We start from the raw sequence: 23,172 nt of genomic DNA, 5'->3' as shown, positions 1-23,172 counted from the left end.
TTGTTCCCGCGCCATTTTGCAAATCGTGAAAATATAGCGTCGAACTGGCCGGCACCGACCCGATAGGTGAACCCGCGCTGCTGCTGATCGGTTATGCGGCGGGGTCCACCTATCGCCCCCTCGAAACTGGTGAGGCCGCCTCCTCAATCGTATTCGGCGGTCGGCCTCAAGGCATACGCCTCAACCCGGATTTCACTCCTGGCGCGCGCTCGCGTCAAGGTTTAGCGCTTACTCAATTCGAGTTAGGAAAGATGTATCGGGGCGTTTCCCTGCCGGGCAAGCCGAATGCGATACGGCTTAGATGGTCTGCAGGGTCCAAGACGCCGCGCCGGCAATCAGCCCGAGGGCGAGCGCAATGGCGATCGCATATCTCATCATCTTCATCCGACGTGTCCGCTCGCCGGTCCAATCGTAGCTCATCATGTGCTCCGAGATGTGCAGCTCAAACGTTAAGATTGGACGCTTTTTCTTAACAAAATGGAAACTACGCGGTTCCACACCTCGAGTCCTGCAGTGTGAAAGAACCTGTCGGCGCGCGGTCCCGTTATCGATCTGTTAAGACTGCACGATTTGTCCGCCGATCCAATTTTAGTAAAATAAGTGTAAAAACGTATCAAAGTAAATACGAATATTAAGCGGCGCAAGGATGCGGCGATTATTATTGAGGCCAAGAAAGACAATTTACCATTATTGAAAAAAGCTCCGCTGATTAACTATTCTCGCCGGTATTCAGGCTATATTTAGGGTGTCATTGCGGGCGTGAGAGCGAATAGGCATGTGCGGATTCGGCGGGTACCTTGGTTCAATACGGGACGGTAAGCCCCTTCTCGAAAGGATGACGGCCGCGATCGGCCACCGCGGCCCGGACGAGCGTGGGATCTTCACCGCGCCGGGTGCGGGCCTCGGTCATGTTCGGCTGTCGATTGTGGGGCTCGGGGACGGCCAGCAGCCGATGTCCGACCCGAGCGGCGAGCTGACGATCGCCTTCAATGGCGAAATCTTCAACTATGTGGAGTTGCGCGACGAACTGCGCGCCAGAGGCCGCCGGTTCCGCACCTCCAGCGATACGGAGGTAATCCTCCATCTTTACGAAGAGATGGGCGAGGACTGTCTCTCTCTCCTCAACGGCGATTTCGCCTTCGCGATCTGGGACGCACGCCGGCGCCGGATGATGCTCGCGCGCGACCGCATGGGTGTGCGCCCACTCTTCCACACTTTGAAAGGCGGCACGCTCTATTTCGCATCCGAGGTCAAGGCGCTCCTCGAAGTTCCGGGGGTCTCCGCAGAGATCGACCCGATCGCGCTCGACCAGATATTCACCCTATGGGCGCCGATCGCGCCGCGTACGCCCTTCCGTGACATCCACGAGCTCGAGCCCGGGCATCTGATGATCGCCGATCAGAACGGCACCACGACAAGGCCCTATTGGCAGCTCGACTATCCGGACCGGGACGAGCGCCCAGCCTATGCGGAGGAAAGCCGCGCTGCGGAGGAATTGCGCGCGCTCCTGACGGACGCGACGCGGATCCGCATGCGGGCCGATGTGCCCGTCGGCGCCTATCTTTCCGGAGGCCTCGATTCGTCCATCATCTCGGCGCTGGCGGCCGGGATGACGTCCCAAGGCTTGCGCACCTTCTCCGTCACCTTCGATAGCGCGGAGCATGACGAAAGCGCATTCCAGGAGGAGATGGCAGCGGCGCTCGGAACCGAACACCGCGCGGTCGCATGCCGCGCCGGCGACATCGCCAGGGACTTTCCCGATGTCATCCGCTTTACCGAGAAGCCGATCATCCGCACTGCGCCCGCGCCGCTCTACAAATTGTCCGGCCTGGTGCGCGAGGCGGGTCTGAAAGTGGTGCTGACGGGCGAGGGCGCCGACGAGGTATTCGCCGGTTACGATATCTTCAAGGAAGCGCGCGTCCGCCGTTTCTGCGGCCGGCAACCCGGCTCGCGGATCAGGCCGCATCTGTTCCGCAAGCTTTACCCCTATCTGCCAGGCCTGCAGCAGCAGTCGGCCGAGTATCTCGCCGCCTTTTTCGGCGCCGGCGACGTGGCCCTCGACGACCCGCTCTTTTCGCATCGGCCACGCCTCAAGGGCACGGCGGCAACCAAGATGTTCTTCTCCTCGGACCTGCGCGCCGAACTCACGGGCTATGACGCGGCGGAAGAATTGGTCAGCCGGCTCCCCGCCGCCTTCGGCCGCTGGCATCCGCTGCATCAGGCCCAATATCTCGAAAGCCGCTTCCTGCTGCCCGGATATATTCTCTCGAGCCAGGGCGACCGCATGGCGATGGCGCATGGGATCGAGGGCCGTTTCCCGTTCCTCGACCACCGCCTCGTTGAATTCGCCGCAAAGCTGCCGCCGGAAATGAAACTCAGAGGGCTCGTCGAGAAGCACATCCTGCGCGAGGCGACGAAAGACCTGCTGCCGCCGGCGATCGGCCGGCGGACGAAGCAGCCCTATCGCGCTCCGGACAGCCACTCCTTCAGCGGCGCGGGCGAACTCGATTATGTGCGCTCCGCCATGAGCGAGGACGCGGTCGCCGCCGGCGGGCTCTTCAACGCCAAAGCGGTAACGAAACTCTACGAGAAATGCCAGTCGCGCCCCGCCTCGGGCTTTCGCGACAACGCGGCCTTCGTCGGCGTCCTGTCGACGCAACTCTGGCTGCAGACATTCACCGGCACCAGCCTTCGCAAGGCTGAGGCCGCGTAAAACCCTTGGAAAAAAAGGATAGTGGAATGACCCAAGCGATTAAGGACAAGGTCAAGGCATTCGTCATCGAGAACTTTCTCTTCGGCGACAGCGCATACGAACTCGCGGACGACGCTTCGCTGATCGAGAACGACATCATCGATTCGACCGGCGTTCTGGAACTGGTGGCCTTCATCGAAGACGGTTTCGGGATCGTGATGGCCGATGCCGACATCGTCCCGCAAAATCTCGACTCGCTCGCGCGGATTTCGGCTTTCATCGAAGCGAAAGCCGCCGTGCCGGTCTCGGCGTAAGCGGCGAAGGGCGGGGGCATCACCATCATGCGGTTCGAGCAATTCCTCATCAGGAACGCCGCGGCCAACGGGGCAAAGACGGCGCTGGTCACCGATCGCCGGCGGCTCGGCTATGCCGAACTCGACGATCTTTCGACCCGCCTCGCCGCCGCTCTTGCCGAAAACGGCGTGAAGCGGAACGATCGGGTTCTGGTCTTCATGGACAATTGCTGGGAGGCGGCCGCCGCGATCTTCGCGATCCTGAAGGCCGGAGCGACCTTCAGCCCGATCAATGCTTCGACCAAGGCGGACAAGCTTGCCTATATCGTCGCCGATTGCGAGGCGGCGGCTATCCTGACACAGGCCAAGCTGATGCCGGTCGTTGCCGAGGCGCTGGCGCTTGCTCCCGGCCATGCGCCATTCGTCGCCTCGACCGCCGCGCCGGGCGGCCGCATCCCGGACGGTGCCGCTTCCTTCGAGGAATGCCTGACGGCTGCACCCGCCCCCGTCCGCCACGGCGGCATCGACGTCGACCTCGGCATGCTGATCTATACCTCCGGCTCGACCGGCCGTCCCAAGGGCGTGATGATGACGCATCGCAATATCGATGCGGCCTCGGAGTCGATCGCCACCTATCTCCGCAACACGCCTGACGACATCATCCTGAACGTGCTGCCGCTCGCCTTCGACTACGGGCTCTATCAGCTGCTGATGGCGATCCGGCTCGGCGCGACGCTCGTGCTCGAAAAGTCATTCGCCTTCCCGCAGGCGATCTTCGACCGCATCAGGACCGAAAGGGTTACCGGCTTCCCGCTGGTGCCGACCATGGCGGCGATGATCCTGCAGATGCGTGATCTCGAACCCGGCTTCCTGCCGAGCCTTCGTTATCTCTCCAACACCGCGGCAGCACTGCCGCCGGCGCATATCGCCCGCCTGAGGGAGCTTTTCCCGGGCGCCCGGCTCTATTCCATGTACGGGCTGACGGAATGCAAGCGCTGCACCTATCTGCCGCCGGAAGAGCTCGACCGGCGCCCGGGTTCCGTCGGGATCGCGATACCGAATACCGAAGCCTTCGTGGTCGATGACGAGGGAAACCGGGTACCGCCCGGTGTACCCGGCGAACTGGTCATTCGCGGCCCGCATGTGATGCAGGGCTACTGGCGCAACGACGCCGCGACCGAGCGCATGCTCCGCCCCGGCCCCAACCCCTGGGAAAAGGTGCTTCACACCGGTGACCTGTTCCGTACCGACGAGGAGGGTTTCCTCTATTTCGTCGGCCGCAAGGACGACATCATCAAGACGCGCGGCGAAAAGGTGGCGCCCAAGGAGGTCGAGACCGTGCTGCACGCGCATCCGGGAATTGCCGAGGCCGTGGTCATCGGTGTTCCCGATCCGGTGCTTGGGGCCGCGATCGGCGCTCTCGTCGTGTTGTCGGATCCGACGCTGACCGAGAAGGACATCATCCGTCATTGCAGCCGCCATCTCGAGGATTTCATGGTGCCGAAGATCGTCGAGTTCCGCACCGAATTGCCGAAGACGGATACAGGAAAAGTCAGCCGCCGCCTTGCGGCCGAAACATTGGAGCCCGCAGAATGAATATCCGACCGGACCAGAACAGGCTCGTCTTCTCGGCCGACACGCTGAAAATCGACGAAGCTGCGGAGGCCGACCGAATCGTCGCCGGATTGCGGGCCCAGTTGCGCAGCCTGCGCAAACGCGGCCTCGTACTCGGCCTTTCCGGCGGCATCGATTCGAGCGTCTCGGTCGCACTGGCCGTGCGCGCCGTCGGTGCGAAGAACGTCTTCTGCCTCTTCATGCCGGAGAACGATTCCGACCCGGAAAGCCTGCGCCTCGGCCGGCTGGTCGCCGAGACGTTCGGTGTCGAGGCGGTGGTCGAGGACATCGGACCGACGCTCGATGCCATGGGCTGCTATCAGCGGCGCGATGCCTTCATTCGCGAACTCGTCCCCGATTACGGCCCGGGCTGGGCGTCGAAGATCGTCATCGCCAATGCGCTCGAAGGCGACGGCTACAACATTTCCTCGCTCGTGGTGCAGGACCCCGAAGGCAAACAGACGAAGCTGCGCATGCCGCCTTCCGTCTATCTCGGCATCGTCGCCGCGACGAATATGAAGCAGCGCACCCGCAAGCAGATCGAATATTACCATGCCGACCGGCTGAACTTCGCCGTGCTCGGCACGCCGAACAGGCTGGAATACGACCAGGGCTTCTTCGTCAAGAATGGCGATGGCGCCGCAGACGTCAAACCGATCGCCCACCTTTACAAGTCGCAGGTCTATGCGCTCGCCGGACATCTCGGCATTCCCGAGGAAATCCGGCGGCGGCCGCCGACCACCGACACCTATTCGCTCGAGCAGACGCAGGAGGAGTTCTATTTCTCCCTGCCTTATGACCGCATGGACCTCTGCCTCTTCGGCCTCAACAACGGACTCAGTGCCGACGAGGTCGGACGCGCGGCGAATCTAGGCGTGGCTCAGGTCAAGCGCGTCTGGGCCGACATTGCCGCCAAGCGCAAGGCGACGCGCTACCTGCATCTCGGGCCGCAGCTGGTGCAGCCGGTCGAGGAGATCGAGTAAGGATCCGATCGCACGCCCCGTCTCTAAACGGGGCGTGCGATCGGCCGGCTTTATTGAGAGGGCGCAGGTGTCGTCGGTGCCGGTGCCGGTTCTGTGGGCGCGGGCTCCGTCGTCGCCGGGGGAGTTGTTTCAGTCGCCGGGGGCGTTTCAGCCGTCCCTGGCATGAAGAATATGACCGCGAGAATGATAATCGCGAGCACGATAATGCCAATGATAACGTTGCGGTTCATGGTGTTTTCTCCGCTGCTGACGATCATCTTCGATTGACTGCACGACGGCGAGTAGAGAAGCGGCCGCCATGCGTTCAACCGGAGATGCGCCGTTAGCGTAACATGAGTCTCGCCAAGCAATAACATACCAGCTGAATTGACTGTCTTTTCTGCCGGTTCGATGCGCTGCCGAGGCCGGATTGCCGCACCGGCCGATTTTTCATCGGCGAAAAACACCCTGCAGAATCGGAACTTCCGGGCGCCGTTTGGGCGGTGACATAGTGCGCGAGCATCGTTCCACAAAGGGAAGAATGATCATGCTTGCCAGCGACGTATCAGCGATCGGGCACAGACCATTGGGTCGCTCCGGCCTCTCCGCCGGATCGATCGGCCTCGGCTGTTGGGCGATCGGAGGCTTCTTCACCCTCGACGGGAAGGCGGACGGCTGGGGAGAGGTCGATGACGAACAGTCGATCCGAGCAATCCATGTCGGGCTCGACATGGGTGCATCGCTGATCGACACCGCCGACGCTTATGGAACCGGTCATAGCGAGGAGGTCATTGGCCGAGCCCTCAAGGGGCGAAGAGGCGAGGCAATCGTCGCAACCAAGTTCGGATATACCTACGACCGTGCCAAACGTGCCCTGATCGGCACGGATGTCAGCCCTTCCTATATCGAGCAGGCCTGCACGGCGTCGCTCCAGCGTTTGGGCACCGGCCATATCGATCTCTATCAGATACATGTCGGCGAACTGTCGCACGATCAGGCGGATGCTGCCGGCGAGACACTTGAAAAGCTCGCTGAGACAGGTGCCATCCGTTTCTGGGGCTGGAGCACGGACAACGCCGCCGGCGCGAAGCGGATGGTGAAGTTTCCGCATTTCGTCGCGGTTCAGCAGGAGCTCAACGTCTTCACGAACGGGCCCGATATGCTGGCGATGTGCGAGAGCACCGATCTTGCGAGCCTGAATCGGTCGCCATTGGCGATGGGATTTCTGACCGGCAAGTTCAATCCTGACACGCGCCTGCCTGACGACGACGTCCGCGCGGCCGGTCACAGCTGGGTGCGGTTCTTCGAGGACGGACGGCCGCGTGCCGACTATCTCCGGCGCCTTGAAGAGCTCAGGGAGCTTCTCCAGACGGGCGGCAGAACCTTGGCTCAAGGCGCGCTGGGTTGGCTTCTCGCCCGTTCGCCCAGCACCTTCCCCATACCCGGTTTCAAGTCGGAGGCGCAGGTCCGGGAGAATCTCGCGGCGATGCAGCTGGGGCCATTGCCGGCCGCAATAATGGCTGAGATCGATGCGCTTCTCCGCAGCGGACCGACCGGCGTGGATCGACCCGCCGGCGGGCGGTGATCGGCGGGCCGCTCACGGCCGCTCGATCGATTTGAGCCTTCGCGGCGGAGATCGGCCTTCCAATCGGAAAGTGTTGCTTTCCTGCAACGGAAATCGCTCGGTGGCTGCAATTCGAAATTGAGTACTTGCCGATCGGCCGGTCTCGTGCAAGGATCACCTCATCCGCAATTCAAATCAGAGGAGGCGTAAGATGGATTCCAATCTCGTGTTTGTGCGCCTCTGCGGCGGAACGGCTATCACGCCTTCGATGCGTAGCGCATCTGGTTTCAGCCGCTACTGATCCAAGGCTCTCAAGCCCGCAATTCCGCCATTTGGCGATCCCCTTTTTACCTGACGTGACCGGATGACGGGGCGATTGTTCGCATTTTTGCGTTCCGCATCCGCACGTCTCTGATCCTCGAAAGGACCTGGCTGCGTCACTGCGCCGGGACGGACAGTCATGCGTGAACCACAAGCTATAGTTGTCGAACCCCTCGCGGCGACGGTCGATGAACTTTACCGGAAATTCGGCGTCTGGAAGACCGCACGCGCGCTGATGTCGGCCGCCTGGAGGCGCCGTCAGGCGCAAAACCAGATCACCCATCTGTCGAATCGGATGCGCCGAGACATCGGCCTTCCGGAGGCGGAGGAGGAAGTCCCCATCTGGGACATAGGCGCCTTCATTCAGGCTAAGGCAGGGCGCCCGGATTGACCTGCAGTGGTCGGCCTGCTGCAAAAGGAGAGAGGAACCGAAACTTCCTCTCCCCTTTTTGATGCCCCTCTTCCCCCCAGCCGTCAGCCCTGTGCAAGCTCCCATCGTCACCATGCTGCCTAGAACTGGTCGCCGGTTCCGTCGGGTCTCTTTGCGGACAGATGGTCTCGCACGTCACGGAAATCTCCACGTCATGCGGAGGCGAAACGGACCGAAGATCAGGCAAAGAAGGAGGCCCGGTTAACCATTTGTTAACCATGGCTCGCCTACATCTTGGCAACCAATAATTAACGAAGATGACCAAAGTGCTAACAGACGCTCGCTCGATCCGCATCAAGGGCCGCTCCTTCCTGGCGCTGGTGCTTTCCCCGGAACTGCCGCTCGACTGGTGGCTTGGCCGGCTCGATGACCTCGCTTCGCGTTCGGCGGGCTTCTTCCTGGGGCGCCCGGTGGTGCTCGACGTGGCGGATCTCGAGATCGACCGGAAACAGTTGAAGAGCCTGCTCGACGAGCTCGGCCAGCGCAATGTCAGGGTGATGGGGATCGAAGGCGGACGTCCCTCGCTCTTCGAACCGGGAATGCCGCCTGCCATGAAGGGCGGCCGGCCGGCGCCCGATTTCGAGGTGCCTGAGGCCGATCCTGCCGATCCGCCGAAGGCCGGCAAGGGAAAGGCCGCTGCGCCGATTACGCCGGAGGAGGTTCAGCCGGTGCGGGCGACGGCATCGATCATCGTCCGGGAACCGGTTCGGTCCGGACAGTCGGTCATCTTCCCGGAAGGCGACGTGACGGTGGTCGGCTCTGTCGCATCCGGCGCGGAGATCGTCGCAGGAGGTTCGGTCCATATCTACGGGACGCTCCGAGGGCGGGCGCTGGCGGGCTCGGTCGGAAACGCGTCTGCGCGCATTTTCTGCCGCCGGCTCGAAGCGGAATTGCTGGCAATCGACGGCGTCTACAAGACGGCCGAGGACATGGCGCCCAATCTGCGCGGCCAGTCGGTCCAGCTCTGGCTGGAAGGTGATTCGATCATGGCGGAAAGACTTAACTGAGCCGGTTGCCGGCGGGATTTATCGGATTAGAGCGGGGATGCGGGCGGAAAACCGCTCACAGTTTTCCTCATCCCGCTCTGACAACAGGAGCGGGAAGATGGCGAAAGTAGTTGTAGTTACATCTGGAAAGGGCGGCGTCGGCAAGACGACGTCAACCGCCGCACTGGGTGCGGCGCTGGCGCAGCGCAACGAGAAAACGGTCGTCGTCGATTTCGACGTCGGGCTGCGCAATCTCGACCTCGTCATGGGCGCCGAGCGCCGGGTCGTCTACGACCTCGTCAACGTGATCCAGGGCGACGCGAAGCTGCCGCAGGCGCTGATCCGCGACAAACGCCTCGATACCCTGTTCCTGCTGCCGGCATCGCAGACCCGCGACAAGGACAGCCTGACCCCCGAGGGCGTCGAGCGGGTGATGGAAGAACTCAGGAAACACTTCGACTGGATCATTTGCGACAGCCCGGCCGGGATAGAGCGCGGCGCGACGCTCGCGATGCGCCACGCCGACCTCGCCGTCATCGTCACCAATCCGGAAGTCTCCTCCGTTCGCGACTCCGACCGCATCATCGGCCTGCTCGATGCCAAGACCGAAAGGGCAGAGCGCGGAGAGCGGGTCGAGAAGCACCTGCTGCTGACACGCTACGATGCCGTCCGTGCCGAGCGTGGCGACATGCTCAAGGTCGATGACGTCCTCGAGATACTCTCCATCCCGCTCATCGGCATCGTTCCCGAGAGCATGGACGTTCTCAAGGCTTCCAATCTCGGTGCCCCGGTGACGCTCGCCGACAGCAGCAGCGCTCCGGCGCGTGCCTATCTGGATGCTGCGCGCCGCCTCGCGGGAGAAACGGTACCGATGACCATTCCCGGCGAGAAGCGTGGCTTCCTGGGCAAGATATTCGGACGGAGGGCAGCATGAGCATTTTCCGTTTCTTCAGCAAGCAGACCTCGGCGCCGACGGCGCGCGAGCGCCTGCAGGTGCTGCTGGCGCATGAGCGCGCGTCGGTCGGCCAGTCGGATCTCGTGGCGGTGCTTCGGGAAGAAATTCTCGCCGTTATCGCCAAGCATGTCCAGGTCGACCGCGACAAGGTCAACGTCACGATGGAACGCGGCGAGCACGTCACCACGCTCGAAGTCGACATCGAGATCCCGATGAAGGCGGGCGTGAGGGCGGCCTGAGCCGGCCCGCGTCGCCGGATCGCAGCATCACCGAGCCCCGGCAGGTTGCGCAATGGCAACCGGATGGATAACCTTTTTCTGCAGCCTCTCATTCGAGAGGCTGCAGAGCCGCTTTCGCCTGGCCGCCTTGCCCCATCGTCGGACTTTGGTCCGAATCGCATCGGACGATCGTCCGACCCGTGAAAGCGAAACGTCTGAACCACCTCGATTGCAGTTGACGCACTGACCAGACCGTGAACAAAGATGGCGCAACAGCTGGCGAAAGCGAATGTTGGGCTTTCCCGGTGGACTGTTGTCGCGTCGGCGGCGATGCCGACGATCGGTGAAAGCGTCAATGCATTCGCGAGACCGCGATCAGGCGCAGGCCGGTAAAACTCTTCAGGAGGAGCGTGATGGTCACGCGTCGAAACTTTCTCGCAGCACTGTGCTGGGTTTCGGTCGGCCTTCCCGTCGCCGTATCGCCTTACAAAATCGCGCTGTCGGGCTCAGGCATCGAACTGGAACCGCAGTCCGCTCTCGCCAAGGGAGGCGGTAGCGGCGGCGGACGTGGCGGCGGAGGAGGCGGCGGCGGACGAGGCGGCGGAAACGGGAATGGCAGGGGCGGCGGCTCGAACGGCAAAGGCGGCGGCAATTCGAATTCCGGCCGGGCAAGCGGAAGAGCAGCGACGTCCGTGGAAGGCGGCGGCTCCATCCTGCGCGTACGTCACCGGGACGGCATCAGCGAGGTGATCGAAGGCGCCCGCTACATCATGAAGGATTCGCGCGGGCGCACGATCGTCAACCGGCGCGCAACCTCGGCCGACCGGAGACGGCTTCTGTCCTTCATTGACTGACCGGACGCCAGTCGAGCGCGTCGCGCAGCACCATGGCCGCCTCCGTCCGGTTGGCGACGTCGAGCTTCGCCATGATCTGCGTCATGTGATGTTTCACCGTTTTCTCGTGCAGATCGAGCTTTCGGGCAATCTGCTTGTTGCTCATTCCCGAGGCGACGAGGTGCAGGACCTCCTGTTCGCGCCGCGTCAGCTCGGCAACGAGGTTGGACTTGGCCGGTGCAGAATTGGCCAGCTGCCCCGTCAGCAGCTTGGCGGAAAGGGTGGGGGCGACATAGCTCTCGCCTGAGGCGACGGTGCGAATGACTTCCGCCAGCGCCCTCGCGCCGATGCCCTTGAGAATGTAACCCTTCGCGCCCTCCTTCAGGGCTGCCGCGACGTCGTCATTCGCCTCGGAAACGGTCAGCATGACGATCTTCTGCGAGGGCGCGACGCTCAGGATCGCCGGAACTGCGTTCAGCCCGCCGCCCGGCATGGAGATGTCGAGCAGCATGACGTCAGGGTTGAGGCTTTGCGCAATCGCGACCGCTTCGTCCCGCGACCCGCCTTCCGCGACGATCTCGAACCCGTCGATCTCCGACAGGCTCCGGGTCACACCCTCCCTGAACAGAGGGTGGTCATCGACCACGGCTACTCGAATTCCCGTCATCATGCCTGCTCCATTTCCTCGAGGCCGAGCGACATCCGGACGATGGTGCCGGGCGCGTTGGGGTTGATCTCGAATGTTCCGCCGAGGCTCTCGACGCGGCCTTTAAGACCCGCGAGGCCGAGGCTCGTCGGCCGTACTTCGCTTGGGTCGAAGCCCGGACCGCCATCGGCAACCTCGACGGTAATCTTGTCACCGTTCGTGTTCTGCGTCACGCGCTGAGCGATGCCGCCGCCGTGACGAAAGGCGTTGTTAAGTGCTTCCTGCACGAAACGGTATATGCATATCTTCGCCGATGCGGAAAGGCGCTCGGGCGGGTCGCTCATCGACAAGTCCACGGTCGTTCCCGTTCGTTGTTCATGGGCGCGAACGCAACGCTCCAGAATCTCCCTCAGGCTGGCAGTCTCTATCTGCGGCAGCACCAGCCCGTTGCACAGCGTCCTGATCTCGTTCATCGCCTCGTCGAGGCTGCCCTTGATGGCGGCGATCTCACGCTCGCGCAGTTCGGCGGGCGTCGAGGGGCTGACAAGTTTGTTGCTGTCCAGCCGAAGCGAAGCATAAGCCACGAGCTGCGCCGGTCCGTCATGGAGGTCGGCGCCGATCCGCCGCAACAGGGTTTCGTTCAGCGCGGTCGCACGCTGGGATGCCTGGCGCAGGCGCGCACGCAGTGCCTCGTTCTGCGCAAGCAGCGCCGAAAGCTCATCGACGCGCTGCCCAAGCGCATGGCGCTGTTTCTCGATCGTTCTGCTGCCGCGCAAGACGATGGCCGAAAGCGCGATGAAGAAGGCGAGCGTGAAGCCGGCAACGGCGATCCACGTGTGAAGCCGCGCCCGATTGAGGCTCTGCTCGAATTCATCGGCAATCTCGTGGAATTCCGAGACGGCGACCACCTCACCGGACCAGGGTTGGAGAAGGGGATTGTAGATCTCCAGGAGAGGACTGTTCGAAAGGCGCTCCGTCTCGCCGTCGGCCTCGTCGAGAGGCATGAAGCGAGCGACCATGCCGCCGTCGAATGCTGCCGTCAGCTCCGGACCCAGCTCGTACTTCTGACCAACCATGGCCTTTTCGCTCGAATAGAGAACGGTCCCGTCCGCCCGCCAAAGTCGGAACGACGCGAGCCGATCGCCCAAAGCGCCCTGCCCAAGCGTTTCGTCGAGCGCCCGTGCCACCGAGTCGTCGAGCACCTGCGTCGTTTGCATGTCGGGCAGGAGCGGCGCAATCACGCTGTCGACATAGAGCGCCGTGGTTGCCGCGGAGTTGCGCGTCACGGCTTCCTCTATGAGGCTCGTCACGAAGGCACCGACGACAAGCATCGCCGCAGCGGCTACCGAGCCACCGATAATCAGGAACTGCTTTGCCAGCGGCTGAGAGTTCCACCGTCTGATGAGGTCGTCGACGTGCACGAGAAATCTCACGATGGCCCGCTCAATTCGTCGCCGGCACTGCTGCGTTCTTTGCAACCGACAAATTAGCATCTCCGGCCGGCCGGTCAACGCGCGCCATCCCTTACCCCTTGGTCATAGCGCATCTTGGGACTTTTGACGACCGTGCCCACGGACCTAAGTCCTATCAACCGGCGCATTGGTCCGGCGACGGTGGAACCCGCGCCAGTTGCACGCTATCGCTTTATCAATTGAAGCAGAAAATCGGCCGGAGCAACAACGGCCGCGACATTCGATAGGAGGCCCCCATGCCTGTTTCCAAATTCGTCGGACGAGGTCTTATTGCGCTTGCGCTTGCAGGTGCGCCCCTGGCGGGCATTGCGCCCGGCATATCGGACATCGCCTTCGCCAAGGGCGGCAATGGCAACGGTGGGGGCAACGGTGGGGGCAGCGGCGGCGGCAGCGGCGGCGGCAATGGCGGCGGCCACGGCAAGAGCGGAAACCACGGCAATAGCGGAAGCCATGCGAAGGCTCGATCCGATTCGGGCAGATCGGGCGGCGAACGTGCGGGCACGCCTCGTTTCCTCCAGGACCTGTTCAAGCACGGCAGGAAGTCCGAACGTGCGGCCACCGGCAAGTCCGGCAAGGTAGTCAAGGCCAGGGCCACGAAAACGGCTGTCCCGACGCCGAAGCCTAAAAATTCGCAGGCCGAAGCGGCAAAGCTGAGCTCGCTCGGCCGGAACTATCACGCCTATCTGAACTCGAACGACCCGCGGATGGCGGCAATCTCCGCCTATGCGATCGCCTATGCCGAGTTCGAGGCCGAATTCGGCTCGGACGTCATCCCGACCGATCCCGCTCTCAGCGATGAAGCGCTGCGCGAGGCGATTGCAAGCTTCACGAATGGCGGCGAAGTGACGGACGCAACACTGGAAGACGTCAAGGAAACGCTCGGCGTCGGAACCCCCGTCGGGAAGATAGACGATATTCGTGAGCACCTTCTCGATACGACGCCTGATGAGGACATCGCGCTCGAAAACTGACCGAACGAGGCGCGTCGCCGGATGGAACATCTGAGAAGATTCGACCGTGTCGCCGGCGCCGTGACCCAAGCGATGCGGGAGGGGCGGATAGGCTTTTCCCTGCAGCAGGTCAATGCGGTCGACGATACGGGCGAGGTGCTCTATTCGGAGTGCCTCGGCAGACTCGTAGAACGTGACGGAGCGGTCAGGACGAGCGAGGAATTCACTGCTTTTCTCGAAGCGTCGGGACGTGTTGCGTCATTCGATCGATACATGGTCGGTCTCGCATTCGAGTGGCTCGACTGCAATCCGTCGGGCGTGTTGGGTTGCGATATCTCGGCCGGCAATATTTTCGACGAGAACACCTGGTCGGAACTTTACGACCTGCTTTCGCGAAATCGGGAAATGGCCTCGCGCCTTGTTCTCGAAATAACGGAGTGCCTGCCGCTGGCCACTCTGCCGACGGCGGCGGAGTTCATCGAAGGCGCACGCGCACTGGGCTACAGAATCGCCTTGGACAGTTTCGGAACGGGTCACTCGACGCCGGAATCGCTGTTGTCCGTTCCCGTCGACATCGTGAAACTGGACGCATTCTTCATCGGCCGCGGCCAGGGTGTGGGCAAGGGCAAGGGGTTCCTCCATCATTTGGTAGGGCTCGCTTCATGCGTCGCGCCGACGGTGATCATCGAGGGCATCGAGACCTACGGACAGCTCGAAGCCGTCAAAAAGGCCGGCGCAACGCATGTGCAGGGCTTCCTTCTGTCCGAGCCGACGCTGTACCCCGTCTATTGTGGCCAGCCGGCGCCGCTGCCGGCAGCCAAACCGAGATCTGCGGGATCGCGGCAGCTGCATTCCTAGATCACGATGCTCTTAGGTCGAGTCGACCTCTTCTCCTCAGCCCGCTCCAGTTGGACAGGCCACCGACTTCGTCACGTCTAAATCTCCGACGACCCCTCCGCGCGGGGTTGCAGATATCGAATATGTGATTGGCCGTGAGTTTGGCAATCCACGCGAGTCGGCTACACGTCTACACGCGATCCCCGTTTCCCTCTTCGTACTCGCTTGAGATGTTTAGCAAAATCCAATTACAAAGACGCACGCTTCTTCTGGGAGCGATCTCCGCAACAGCAGCCGTCGCGGGGTGCTCGACCTCTGCGCCGCAGGCGGAGCGCGCTCCCGTGCCGCGTCTGGTGAGCCGCCCGATCGGGCTGGCGAGCGATGCCGAACTGGAAGCCAGATATGCTGCCGTCGAAGATGGCGGACATTTTATTCCGGTAGTCCCCTATAGGGAGATGGATCCGAAATACTTTCGCCAGCGGGTGCCGGACCCTACCGGCGAACCGGCGGGGACGGTGGTCGTAGACACGCCGGGGCGGTTCCTTTACCTCATCGAGCCTGGCGGAACGGCGATGCGCTACGGCGTCGGCATTGGGCGCGAGGGCTTCGCCTGGCAGGGCGAAGGGATCATACACTGGCGCCAGCCCTGGCCTCGGTGGAAGCCTCCGGCCGATATGATCGCCCGCCGGCCGGAACTCGAAAAATACTCCGTCGCGAATGGAGGCATGGCCCCCGGCATCGACAATCCCTTGGGTGCCCGCGCGCTGTACATCTTCCAGAACGGGCAGGACACGCTGTACCGTCTGCACGGCACGCCGGAATGGAAGTCGATCGGCAAGGCAGTCTCGTCGGGGTGCGTTCGGCTGGTGAACCAGGACGTCATCGATCTCTACAAGCGTGTACCCTACCACGCCCCGATCGTCGTCTATCAAAAGCCGCTTGCCGAGCAGCTTCAAGTCTAGAGACTGTTGATATTCGGATAGCCGCCGCGGTTTGCTTGATTTCCTCATTCCTGTGACAAGCACAGGAGGAGAGATTGCAGTCCTCCGATACGTTTCCTCGGGCGGTGCTGTCGGCAAGATGACTTACATACGCGCAACGCCAGAATCGATCACGTCGATGACTGTCGAGCCGGCCTAAAATCATCGTGATCTAGTGCATTTCGAACGACGCATTCCCGGGCGGAAGACCGCTATGCACATTTCTGGAAGCGCTCTAGATCCGGTTGAAAGTCCCGCCGATCAGCCGGCTCCAGTGTTCCCCCGCCAGCCCGTTGATGAAACCCTGTGCATGACGGAAGGCGTCGACGAGTTCCTCCTCGCGGGAATGGACGACGGTCGAGGCGGCATGGACGAAGCCGATACGGCGGCCCATCATGGCCTCAAGCAGCGCCGGCTGGGTTCGACCGCGAACCGCAGCGGCGCCGCGCGCGGCCGCGTGCTCTATCAGGCAGTTGAGGATCGAACCGGCCTGTCCCGGCAGGGCGAGGACCTGGAGAACCCTGGCAGTTCCGCCGGGCTGCAGGTGGTAGAAAAACGCTCCGACGGGAGCACCACTTCGCGTCCTCACGGCCGCAAGCACCGGCGCGCCGAATTCCGGCTTCTTCTCCGCGTCTTCGAGGATATGGTCCAGCTGGCCCTCGGCCCAGGCCGGCTGCACGGCAAACTGCCGGGTCAAGGGTGCGAAGAGCTCGGCAAAGCCATGCCGGTCGATGTCGGCGACCTGCAGCGGGCCCTGTGTGGTGGCGGCGTCGGGCACGCCCGACCAGCGCAACTCGCCGCGTCGCAACTTGCCGCGATGACGGCGGTCGAACGCATGAGCCAGCGGGCCGAGTGCGCGAGCGGGGCCGAACCGGCTCGCGACGAGATCGAGGCCGAAGGATGCGGGCCGGATGACGCGTATCCAGTCGAGGCTGTATTGCGGAAGCACGACGCCACGCAGCTTCGTCCACATCTGCGTCGAAACTTCGCTCGCCGTTTCGCTGAAGGAAAGGTCCTGCGGTCCTGCAAGGAACGCTTTCAGCAGCCGCGCGCCGGCCATCGGATCGCTTTCGTGGCCTTCGACCATCAGCGAGCCGCAGATCGCGGCGCGCAATGGCCTGCCGCGATACGTCATGGCCAGAGTGTTCGCTCCGACGAAACCGGAAATCCGGCCGTCATCGTTGCTGTACACGAGCGGGCGGATTTCCGGGTCGTTGCCTGGGGCATCGATATAGAGTTGCCGAAGATATTCGATGAACGCAGGCGGCGGCTCCTCCGCGCTGTTGCGGAAAACCTTCTGGAAGAGCCGCGCGACAGCCGGGATATCCTCGACTGCGAGCGAACGGATGTCGCTCATCTGCTTGCCCCGTCAGCCGCGGCGGTTGCCGCTGCACCTCCCAGCCTGCGCGCGAGTGCGACCCGCGGCTTTCCGGCCGAGTCCTCCGCGAATGTCACTGCCTCATAGGCCTTCGTTCGGGCGAGAAGCGCCGTGGCTTGGCGATCCTGTCCCTCTCCGAACTCGAAGAGGAGCCAGCCGCCCGGCTTGAGGAAGGCGACGGCCTCGCGGATCAGCCGCTGATGGATGGATATGCCGTAGGGGCCGCCATCGAACGCCTCCCGCGGCTCGCTCGCGAGAAGATGCGCGCTGTCGCCTTCGAGGCGGGATGTCGAGATATAGGGCGGGTTGCAGACGATCATGTCGACGGCGCCCTCGAGGTCTTCTCCGGCGAGGGCGGCGAACAGGTCGCCCTGCCGGATGACGACGCGGTCGCCAAGCGAAAGGCGATCGACGTTGCGCCGCGCAAGCGCGACCGTGCTGTCGGTGAGGTCGGCACCCCAGACACGCGCAAGCGGTACCTCCTCGGCGATCCCCAGAGCGAGATTTCCGGATCCGCAGCACATGTCGATCACGGTCGCCGGTCCGGCGCGCTCGGTCAGGATCGCTGCGGCGTTCCGCCCAAGGAGTTCCGTCTCCTCCCTCGGCACGAGCACGTCCGGTGCGAGTTCGAGGTCGACGCCCATGAATCGTACGAGCCGCGGCGAGCGACCCTCGGTCCGGCCGTCAAGATGATTGTCGCCCTGCAGCACGAAGGCTCCTTCGGTTATCGGATTGGATGTCGTCCGGCGCACACTAGCGCGTGCAGGTAAACGGAAGCTGAAATGGAGGGCGTCCGATAACACATGGCGTCACAAAGCTTATGTTAACCGGCCAATCACTTATCCTCGCTAGTGTGCGCCTCAATCGGCGAGGGTGCAGGTCGCAGCCCGGTGCCGACCCTTAGTCGGATTGTCAAGGCAGAACGGATGGCCCCGGAAGGTGTGACGGAACAGCGCGGCGACAGACCATTCCTGCCGATGGTCGTGTCCTATCTCGCCTCCGGCGGCAGTCTGGTTCTCGGTTCGGCGGCGCAACTCCTTACCTTTGCCATCCTTGCACGCTGGCTCGGCGTCCACGAGTTCAGCGTTTTCGTCGCAATTACTGCAGTCGCCAACATAGCCGTCCATCTCTGTGGGCTCGGGGCGATGGAATGCCTGGTGCGCCGGGCCGCGCGCGACCGCGCGATCTATCCGCAGATGCTCGGACACAATGTCATCCTGACGGCGGCGAGCGGGGCAGCTCTGGTCCTGTTGGGAGCGGTGGTCCTGCCGTTCTTCTTCACCCTTTCGCCGGACCCCGTGACGAATGTCGCCGTGATCACGCTGATGCTCGTCACCAATATCCTGCTGGTCCGGGTCATCGTGCTCACCGAGCAGATCTATATCGCTCATACGGATTTTGCCTCCGCGAACAAGGTCGTCGTCGGTTTTGCGGCCGCGAGGGCGGTTGCGGCGGCACTTGCCTGCATCGCCTTCGGCGTCACCAGCGTCGCATACTGGGCGGTGTGGCAGTTTCTGTGCCATGTCCTCGTGGCGCTCTTGTGTATGCGGGCAATCCGGGGACTTGGTACGCCGCGCTACCGCATCGTGCGGGAGGAAATCCCGCAAGGCCTTTACTTCAGCATACCATTCATCCTGCGCGCGCTCCGCCAGAATGCCGACCTGCTTGTCCTGAGCCTCGTCACCACCGCCGAGGTCGTCGCGAGCTACAGTGTCGCCCGCCGCATGCTGGAGAGCAGCTATCTTTCAGTGGAAGCGCTAAACCGGCTTATCTACCCGGGTTCGGCGAGGGCAACGGCGGCGGGACTTCACCAGGCGCTGCAGCGCGTACGCCGGGTGCTCGCTGCCGCCACGGTCATCAGCCTCGCTGCGGCCGTCACGGTCTTCGTTCTGGCGCCGGTCCTGCCGTACCTTTTCGGCAAGGACTATCTCTCGTTGGTCGGCTTCGTCAGAATCCTATGCTGGGTCGTGGTGCCGCTCGCGATGTGGTCGGTCGCGGTCGAGGCACTTGGTGCCTCCGGCGCACACGCCGCCCGCGCGACCGTCATGGGGCTCGGCAGCATCGCCGGCGCCGGCCTTGCCGTATGGGCAAGCTGGTACGCCCCGCCGATGGGAACTTTCCTGTCCTTCTACGCAATCGAAATCGCGATGGTGGTCGCCTCTTGGAGCGTGCTCCTGCACTTCGTGCGGCGCGACCGCCGCCAGGCTGCGCTCACCTTTGGAGCGGGCGCCATATGACGATGGAGGCGGATGAAATTCGCGTATCCGAGAGTGTGCCGGTCGGTGCAGGGCACCGCCGCGGTACGCGCGCCATGGCGCCCGGCGACATTCCGGCGGTCGGACGGCTGTTCAACAGGATTTTCCGAAGGCAGGACCACGCGCCCGAGAATGACCTTGGACGTTATCTCGAGACCGTCTTCTTCGGCAGCCCCCACTATTCTCCCGAACTCGGCAGCGTCGTGCACGAAAACGGTGCGACCGGCATAGACAGCGCAATACTCGCGGTACCGATGGCGTTCATGGTCAATGGCCGCCCGACCATGGCCCGTCTTCTCTGTGCCTTCATGGCGGATGGTAAAGCAGGAGCCGTTGGAGCGGCGCGTCTTGCGCGCACCATGCGGGCGTCTCGCCAGGACATGTGCTTCTCCGACAATGCGTCGCCGGTCAGCGCCGACCATTGGGTTGCGGGAGGTGGCATCGTCCTGCCGATCCAGAGCCTCGAATGGCAGCGTTCGTTTCTGCCCTTGACCGCCGCGGCTTTCCTTGCGGCCAGTCACTTCCCGATAGCGCGCTCGCGCGTTGTCGTCGGCGTTCTCAGGCTGGTTGACCGTGCACTGCGCCGGTTGCGGCCCTCCATGCGGCCGAAGGCGGAGGGCGAATGCAGGATCGAGGCAGCGGGCGTCGAGGGGTTCCTCCAATGCGCGAGCCTGATGCTGGAACGCTTTGCGATCCGCCCGACCTGGTCGCGAGCCGAATTCGATTGGCTCGTGTGCGTCGCTTCGATGAACCGGAGCCTCGGGACGCTCCAATGCAGGAAAGTCGTTCTCGCGGACGGCCGCACGATCGGCGCCTTTCTTTTTTTCGGCAAGCAGGGTGCCGTGGCTACCGTGCTCAATCTCGTCTGCGAAGAGGGGCGCGAACGTGACGTTGCCGCGGCGATGTTCCTGCAGCTCGATGCGGAAGGCTATGCCGTGGCGGTCGGCATGGCACAGCCGTTCCTGATGAACGCGATATCGCGCCAGCGATGGCTGTCATTCCGGCACCGCGGCTACTTCTGCATGGTGACCCGCCATGCGGACCTCAAGGAAGCGGCAGAGCGCAACGACATCTATATCGGCGGCCTCGCCTCCGAGACCTGGAGCCGGCTGCTGACGGATTTTTAGCCGGGGCTTACAAATTTCACGGCCGATGATCCCAGGGATTGATGATAGTTACACCGGTGTCAGCGAAATCCGCGACATTGCGGGTTGCCACGGAGGCACCGCGAGACCAGGCGATCGCGGCAATCTGCGCGTCGAACTGGCTGATCGGGCGACCGAGTTTACGCCGCCGGGCGGCTATGGAACCGAAAGCGTCCGCCGCCTCGCTGTCGAACGGTAGAATACGCCCGGCAAGATCCTCACGAAAGATCGGGACAATCGCTGCCTCGAGCTCTTGCCGTCGGCGTCCGTCGGGCATGAGCCGCAAGCCGTAGAGAAGTTCAGCTTCCCGTTACCGTCGTGGTAAATACAGCCGCGGTTTGTTGCTCGGCAAGCCAGGTCTCTACCGCGACGGAGGGCGCCGGGGCCAGCAGCTCCGACAGAACACATTGGTGTCGAGAATGATCACCCGGAGAAATCCGGTAGGTCGCGGATGGCATCGCGGGCGGGTAGCTCAAGCTCAACGCCTCCGAGCGGCACGATGCGGGAGCGGATTGCTGCCGCGAGGTTGGCCCGTCCGCTTTTGCCGGTCGATAGCGCGGCGCGAAGGATGTCCCGCGCTTCGTCCTCCATTGAATGCCCATGCGCGGCGGCACGAACGCGCAGACGCTTCTCAAGCCCGTCAACGAGGTTGCGGATCGTAATGCTCGCCATGCGGCTTCCTTTCTTCATTGATGGCAATTTAATCATTGACTGCAGCCGCGGCAGGACACGCCTACGAGTGATCTGGAGCCGGTTGCCGACGGATTTTTGGTTGCATGTCTTGTTGTCGATCATTCGCGACTGTATGAGCGAGGCCTGTTTCTGACGCAGTCGATGGGAAATACCGATGGCACCTGCGGTTCTGTTTGAAGGCCTGTCAGCGTTCCCGCCCACACCCGCCGATGTGGACGGCAAGATCTCCGAGGAGGCGCTGTCGCGACTGCTCGAGCGTATCCGCCTGGCACGCGCGGACTCGATTGGATTGCTCGGCAGCACCGGCGCTTACGCATTTCTCTCGCGAGGTGAACGGCGACGCGCAGTGGAGATCGCTGTCGAATGCGTGGGAGGCAGAGTTCCCCTCATCGTCGGCGTCGGCGCACTCAGGACCGATGAGGCTCAGGCACTCGCGCGCGACGCCGAGGAGGCTGGGGCCGATGGCCTACTGTTGGCTCCCGTATCCTACACCCCTCTGACCGAGGAGGAAGTTTACCAGCACTTCGTGGCCGTAGCGAGTGCATCCGGCCTGCCGCTCTGCATCTACAACAATCCGGGCACGACCAAGTTCGTCTTCAGCGAGGAACTGATCGTACGGCTCTCGCAAGTGCCGAATATTGCCGCGGTGAAGATGCCGTTGCCCGCCGACGGCGATTTCGAGGGTGAGATCGCTCGACTGCGTGCGAAGACGTCTGCAGCTTTTGCTATCGGCTACAGCGGCGATTGGGGCGCAGCAGATGCGCTCCTGTCGGGTGCCGATGCGTGGTTCAGCGTCGTCGGCGGTCTCTTGCCTGCACCCGCATCGAAACTCGCCCGGGCGGCGAAAGCGGGCGATCGCGCGGAAGCGCATCGGATCGACATGGCATTCCAACCGCTATGGGCCCTGTTTAAGGAGTTCGGCAGTTTCCGCGTGATGTACGCTATCGGGAGCATCCTGGGGCTCTTTCAGGCCTTGCCACCGCGGCCGATTTTGCCGCTCGGACCTGGTGACAGCGTACGGGTAAAACAAGCTGTTCAGGAACTGATCGACATTCAAGAGTGCTCTTGAGGAAATACGCTTTACCTGGAAGTGCTCCAGCCGGTACTGATCATCGGTGAAGGGCGGGCGCGACTGGAGAAAGCAGCAGCCGTATGCCAAGCGCGACCATGATGCTGCCTGCAATGCGCTGCTGCCACGCCACAAAGGCACTGCTGTGCGACAACCAATTGCTGAATGTGCCTGAGGTGAGGGCCACCGCACCAAGGACCAGCAGCCCGGTAGCTTTCATCGTCACTCCGAGGATGAAGAATTGCAGGGCCGGCGATCCGGCGGACGGCTCCACAAACTGCGGAAGGATCGCGAGCATAAAGGAAAGCGACGTCGGATTCGTCAGATTGCAGATCATGCCCTGCCTGAAAGGGCCGAGAAGCGATGGCGACGTGGCGCGGCCTGCCGCTTCGCGCAGGAAGGTCTTACTGCCGGCCGTCAAGAAACGCACCCCGACATAGATCAGATAGGCTGCTCCGATAAATTGCATGGCCTTGTAGAGGAGCGGCGAGGAAGCCACGACCGTGGCGAGGCCCATGGCAAGCAAGGGTATCTGGACAATGCCCGCTGCGACGCATCCGATAGCGGTTGCAAGCGCAGCCTGGCGGCCCTGGTCGATGCCGCGGCTGATGACGAGCATCATGTCCGGGCCGACCCCGGATAATTGATAGGCAAGCACGGCGCCCAGAAACGCGGCATAGGTGGTCAGGTCGGGCATTCTTCAGAAACTGTGAAAACAGGTCGAAGTTCCCAGCGGAAACGAATACAGGACCCGTAGAGGAGCTTCGGCCTGCCCAAAAGGTTACCGCCCGAACATCTCCGCTTAACCGAATATTCACCCTGCAGGCCCTAAATCTGCACGGGGAATTGCTTATGCGGCAATAAGCACCTTGGTGGCTC

Annotated in this window: 24 protein-coding genes and 1 pseudogene; 16 read left to right on the top strand and 9 right to left on the bottom strand. The window is 62.8% G+C overall.

The window, feature by feature from the left end:
- Nucleotides 1–297: 297 nt before the first annotated feature.
- Entirely contained in the window at nucleotides 298–420 is a 123-nt protein-coding gene (locus M1D43_RS23710) for a hypothetical protein (protein WP_013850378.1), read from the bottom strand.
- Between the two features lie 355 nt (nucleotides 421–775).
- Between M1D43_RS23710 and asnB the strand changes: the two genes are divergently transcribed.
- The 4 genes from asnB to nadE are packed head-to-tail and all read left to right on the top strand — an operon-like array spanning nucleotide 776 to nucleotide 5,582.
- Nucleotides 776–2,713, top strand: coding sequence for an asparagine synthase (glutamine-hydrolyzing) (gene asnB / locus M1D43_RS23705; protein WP_013850379.1), 1,938 nt, complete (start codon nucleotides 776–778; stop codon nucleotides 2,711–2,713).
- A 26-nt stretch (nucleotides 2,714–2,739) separates the two neighbouring features.
- Nucleotides 2,740–3,006, top strand: coding sequence for an acyl carrier protein (locus M1D43_RS23700; protein ID WP_014527796.1), 267 nt, complete (start codon nucleotides 2,740–2,742; stop codon nucleotides 3,004–3,006).
- A 27-nt stretch (nucleotides 3,007–3,033) separates the two neighbouring features.
- A complete protein-coding gene (locus tag M1D43_RS23695) occupies nucleotides 3,034–4,581 on the top strand; it encodes a class I adenylate-forming enzyme family protein (RefSeq protein WP_014527797.1) in 1,548 nt (515 codons plus the stop codon).
- Nucleotides 4,578–5,582: an NAD(+) synthase gene (nadE, locus tag M1D43_RS23690; RefSeq protein WP_010976175.1), complete on the top strand. Its 1,005-nt coding sequence runs from the start codon at nucleotides 4,578–4,580 to the stop codon at nucleotides 5,580–5,582. Before M1D43_RS23695 ends, nadE begins: the two co-directional genes overlap by 4 nt.
- A gap of 50 nt (nucleotides 5,583–5,632) precedes the next feature.
- On the opposite strand, the gene M1D43_RS23685 is transcribed toward nadE, so the two are convergent.
- Nucleotides 5,633–6,028: a hypothetical protein gene (locus M1D43_RS23685; RefSeq protein WP_162145506.1), complete on the bottom strand. Its 396-nt coding sequence runs from the start codon at nucleotides 6,026–6,028 to the stop codon at nucleotides 5,633–5,635.
- Between the two features lie 74 nt (nucleotides 6,029–6,102).
- On the opposite strand from M1D43_RS23685, the gene M1D43_RS23680 reads away from it, so the two are divergent.
- From M1D43_RS23680 to M1D43_RS23655, 6 genes are all read left to right on the top strand, one after another.
- A complete protein-coding gene (locus M1D43_RS23680; protein ID WP_014527799.1) occupies nucleotides 6,103–7,146 on the top strand; it encodes an aldo/keto reductase in 1,044 nt (347 codons plus the stop codon).
- Between the two features lie 439 nt (nucleotides 7,147–7,585).
- Complete coding sequence (locus M1D43_RS23675; protein WP_013850383.1) at nucleotides 7,586–7,837, top strand: YjiS-like domain-containing protein; 252 nt, start codon at nucleotides 7,586–7,588, stop codon at nucleotides 7,835–7,837.
- A gap of 296 nt (nucleotides 7,838–8,133) precedes the next feature.
- Nucleotides 8,134–8,883, top strand: coding sequence for a septum site-determining protein MinC (gene minC / locus M1D43_RS23670; RefSeq protein ID WP_014527800.1), 750 nt, complete (start codon nucleotides 8,134–8,136; stop codon nucleotides 8,881–8,883).
- A 97-nt stretch (nucleotides 8,884–8,980) separates the two neighbouring features.
- Nucleotides 8,981–9,796: a septum site-determining protein MinD gene (gene minD, locus M1D43_RS23665; RefSeq protein WP_010976171.1), complete on the top strand. Its 816-nt coding sequence runs from the start codon at nucleotides 8,981–8,983 to the stop codon at nucleotides 9,794–9,796.
- The gene (minE, locus tag M1D43_RS23660) at nucleotides 9,793–10,056 is read left to right on the top strand and encodes a cell division topological specificity factor MinE (protein ID WP_003526351.1); all 264 of its coding nucleotides are present in this window, start codon (nucleotides 9,793–9,795) and stop codon (nucleotides 10,054–10,056) included. The genes minD and minE overlap by 4 nt, the downstream gene beginning before the upstream one ends.
- 392 nt (nucleotides 10,057–10,448) lie before the next feature.
- Entirely contained in the window at nucleotides 10,449–10,889 is a 441-nt protein-coding gene (locus tag M1D43_RS23655; protein WP_014527801.1) for a hypothetical protein, read from the top strand.
- Here the strand turns inward: M1D43_RS23655 and M1D43_RS23650 are convergent.
- Nucleotides 10,879–11,538 (bottom strand): LuxR C-terminal-related transcriptional regulator, encoded by a 660-nt coding sequence (locus M1D43_RS23650; RefSeq protein WP_010976169.1) that lies wholly within the window; start codon nucleotides 11,536–11,538, stop codon nucleotides 10,879–10,881. The two genes, M1D43_RS23655 and M1D43_RS23650, sit on opposite strands and share 11 nt — an antisense overlap.
- The gene (locus tag M1D43_RS23645) at nucleotides 11,535–12,947 is read right to left on the bottom strand and encodes a sensor histidine kinase (RefSeq protein WP_014527802.1); all 1,413 of its coding nucleotides are present in this window, start codon (nucleotides 12,945–12,947) and stop codon (nucleotides 11,535–11,537) included. Before M1D43_RS23645 ends, M1D43_RS23650 begins: the two co-directional genes overlap by 4 nt.
- 275 nt (nucleotides 12,948–13,222) lie before the next feature.
- Here M1D43_RS23645 and M1D43_RS23640 point away from each other — a divergent pair, with 275 nt between their 5' ends.
- The 3 genes from M1D43_RS23640 to M1D43_RS23630 all read left to right on the top strand — a co-directional run bounded on the left by M1D43_RS23640 (nucleotide 13,223) and on the right by M1D43_RS23630 (nucleotide 15,735).
- On the top strand, nucleotides 13,223–13,957 hold the full coding sequence (locus M1D43_RS23640; RefSeq protein ID WP_014527803.1) for a hypothetical protein: 735 nt from the start codon (nucleotides 13,223–13,225) through the stop codon (nucleotides 13,955–13,957).
- Between the two features lie 21 nt (nucleotides 13,958–13,978).
- A complete protein-coding gene (locus tag M1D43_RS23635) occupies nucleotides 13,979–14,794 on the top strand; it encodes an EAL domain-containing protein (RefSeq protein ID WP_010976166.1) in 816 nt (271 codons plus the stop codon).
- A 209-nt stretch (nucleotides 14,795–15,003) separates the two neighbouring features.
- The gene (locus M1D43_RS23630) at nucleotides 15,004–15,735 is read left to right on the top strand and encodes a L,D-transpeptidase (RefSeq protein WP_122103570.1); all 732 of its coding nucleotides are present in this window, start codon (nucleotides 15,004–15,006) and stop codon (nucleotides 15,733–15,735) included.
- Nucleotides 15,736–15,988: 253 nt separating this feature from the next.
- On the opposite strand, the gene M1D43_RS23625 is transcribed toward M1D43_RS23630, so the two are convergent.
- Entirely contained in the window at nucleotides 15,989–17,110 is a 1,122-nt protein-coding gene (locus tag M1D43_RS23625) for a GNAT family protein (protein WP_014527804.1), read from the bottom strand.
- On the bottom strand, nucleotides 17,107–17,934 hold the full coding sequence (locus tag M1D43_RS23620; RefSeq protein ID WP_013850388.1) for a N5-glutamine methyltransferase family protein: 828 nt from the start codon (nucleotides 17,932–17,934) through the stop codon (nucleotides 17,107–17,109). Before M1D43_RS23620 ends, M1D43_RS23625 begins: the two co-directional genes overlap by 4 nt.
- 123 nt (nucleotides 17,935–18,057) lie before the next feature.
- Between M1D43_RS23620 and M1D43_RS23615 the strand changes: the two genes are divergently transcribed.
- Both M1D43_RS23615 and M1D43_RS23610 read left to right on the top strand, forming a co-directional pair.
- Complete coding sequence (locus M1D43_RS23615; RefSeq protein WP_122103569.1) at nucleotides 18,058–19,368, top strand: lipopolysaccharide biosynthesis protein; 1,311 nt, start codon at nucleotides 18,058–18,060, stop codon at nucleotides 19,366–19,368.
- Entirely contained in the window at nucleotides 19,365–20,513 is a 1,149-nt protein-coding gene (locus M1D43_RS23610) for a hypothetical protein (protein ID WP_014527806.1), read from the top strand. Before M1D43_RS23615 ends, M1D43_RS23610 begins: the two co-directional genes overlap by 4 nt.
- Before the next feature lie 16 nt (nucleotides 20,514–20,529).
- On the opposite strand, the pseudogene M1D43_RS23605 reads toward M1D43_RS23610, so the two are convergent.
- Both M1D43_RS23605 and M1D43_RS23600 read right to left on the bottom strand, forming a co-directional pair.
- Nucleotides 20,530–20,958: pseudogene (locus tag M1D43_RS23605) on the bottom strand (type II toxin-antitoxin system VapC family toxin).
- Nucleotides 20,955–21,203 (bottom strand): FitA-like ribbon-helix-helix domain-containing protein, encoded by a 249-nt coding sequence (locus M1D43_RS23600; protein WP_020479387.1) that lies wholly within the window; start codon nucleotides 21,201–21,203, stop codon nucleotides 20,955–20,957. The pseudogene M1D43_RS23605 and the gene M1D43_RS23600 overlap by 4 nt, the downstream one beginning before the upstream one ends.
- A gap of 175 nt (nucleotides 21,204–21,378) precedes the next feature.
- On the opposite strand from M1D43_RS23600, the gene M1D43_RS23595 reads away from it, so the two are divergent.
- Nucleotides 21,379–22,293: a dihydrodipicolinate synthase family protein gene (locus tag M1D43_RS23595; RefSeq protein ID WP_014527807.1), complete on the top strand. Its 915-nt coding sequence runs from the start codon at nucleotides 21,379–21,381 to the stop codon at nucleotides 22,291–22,293.
- Nucleotides 22,294–22,333: 40 nt separating this feature from the next.
- On the opposite strand, the gene M1D43_RS23590 is transcribed toward M1D43_RS23595, so the two are convergent.
- Nucleotides 22,334–22,990, bottom strand: a complete 657-nt coding sequence (locus M1D43_RS23590; protein WP_014527808.1) for a LysE family translocator — start codon at nucleotides 22,988–22,990, stop codon at nucleotides 22,334–22,336.
- Nucleotides 22,991–23,172: the final 182 nt, after the last annotated feature.

This window comes from Ensifer sp. R1-3 (assembly GCF_056739175.1).
The sequence above is the reverse complement of the archived record's forward strand: the minus strand, read 5'-3'. Positions and strand labels throughout refer to the sequence as shown.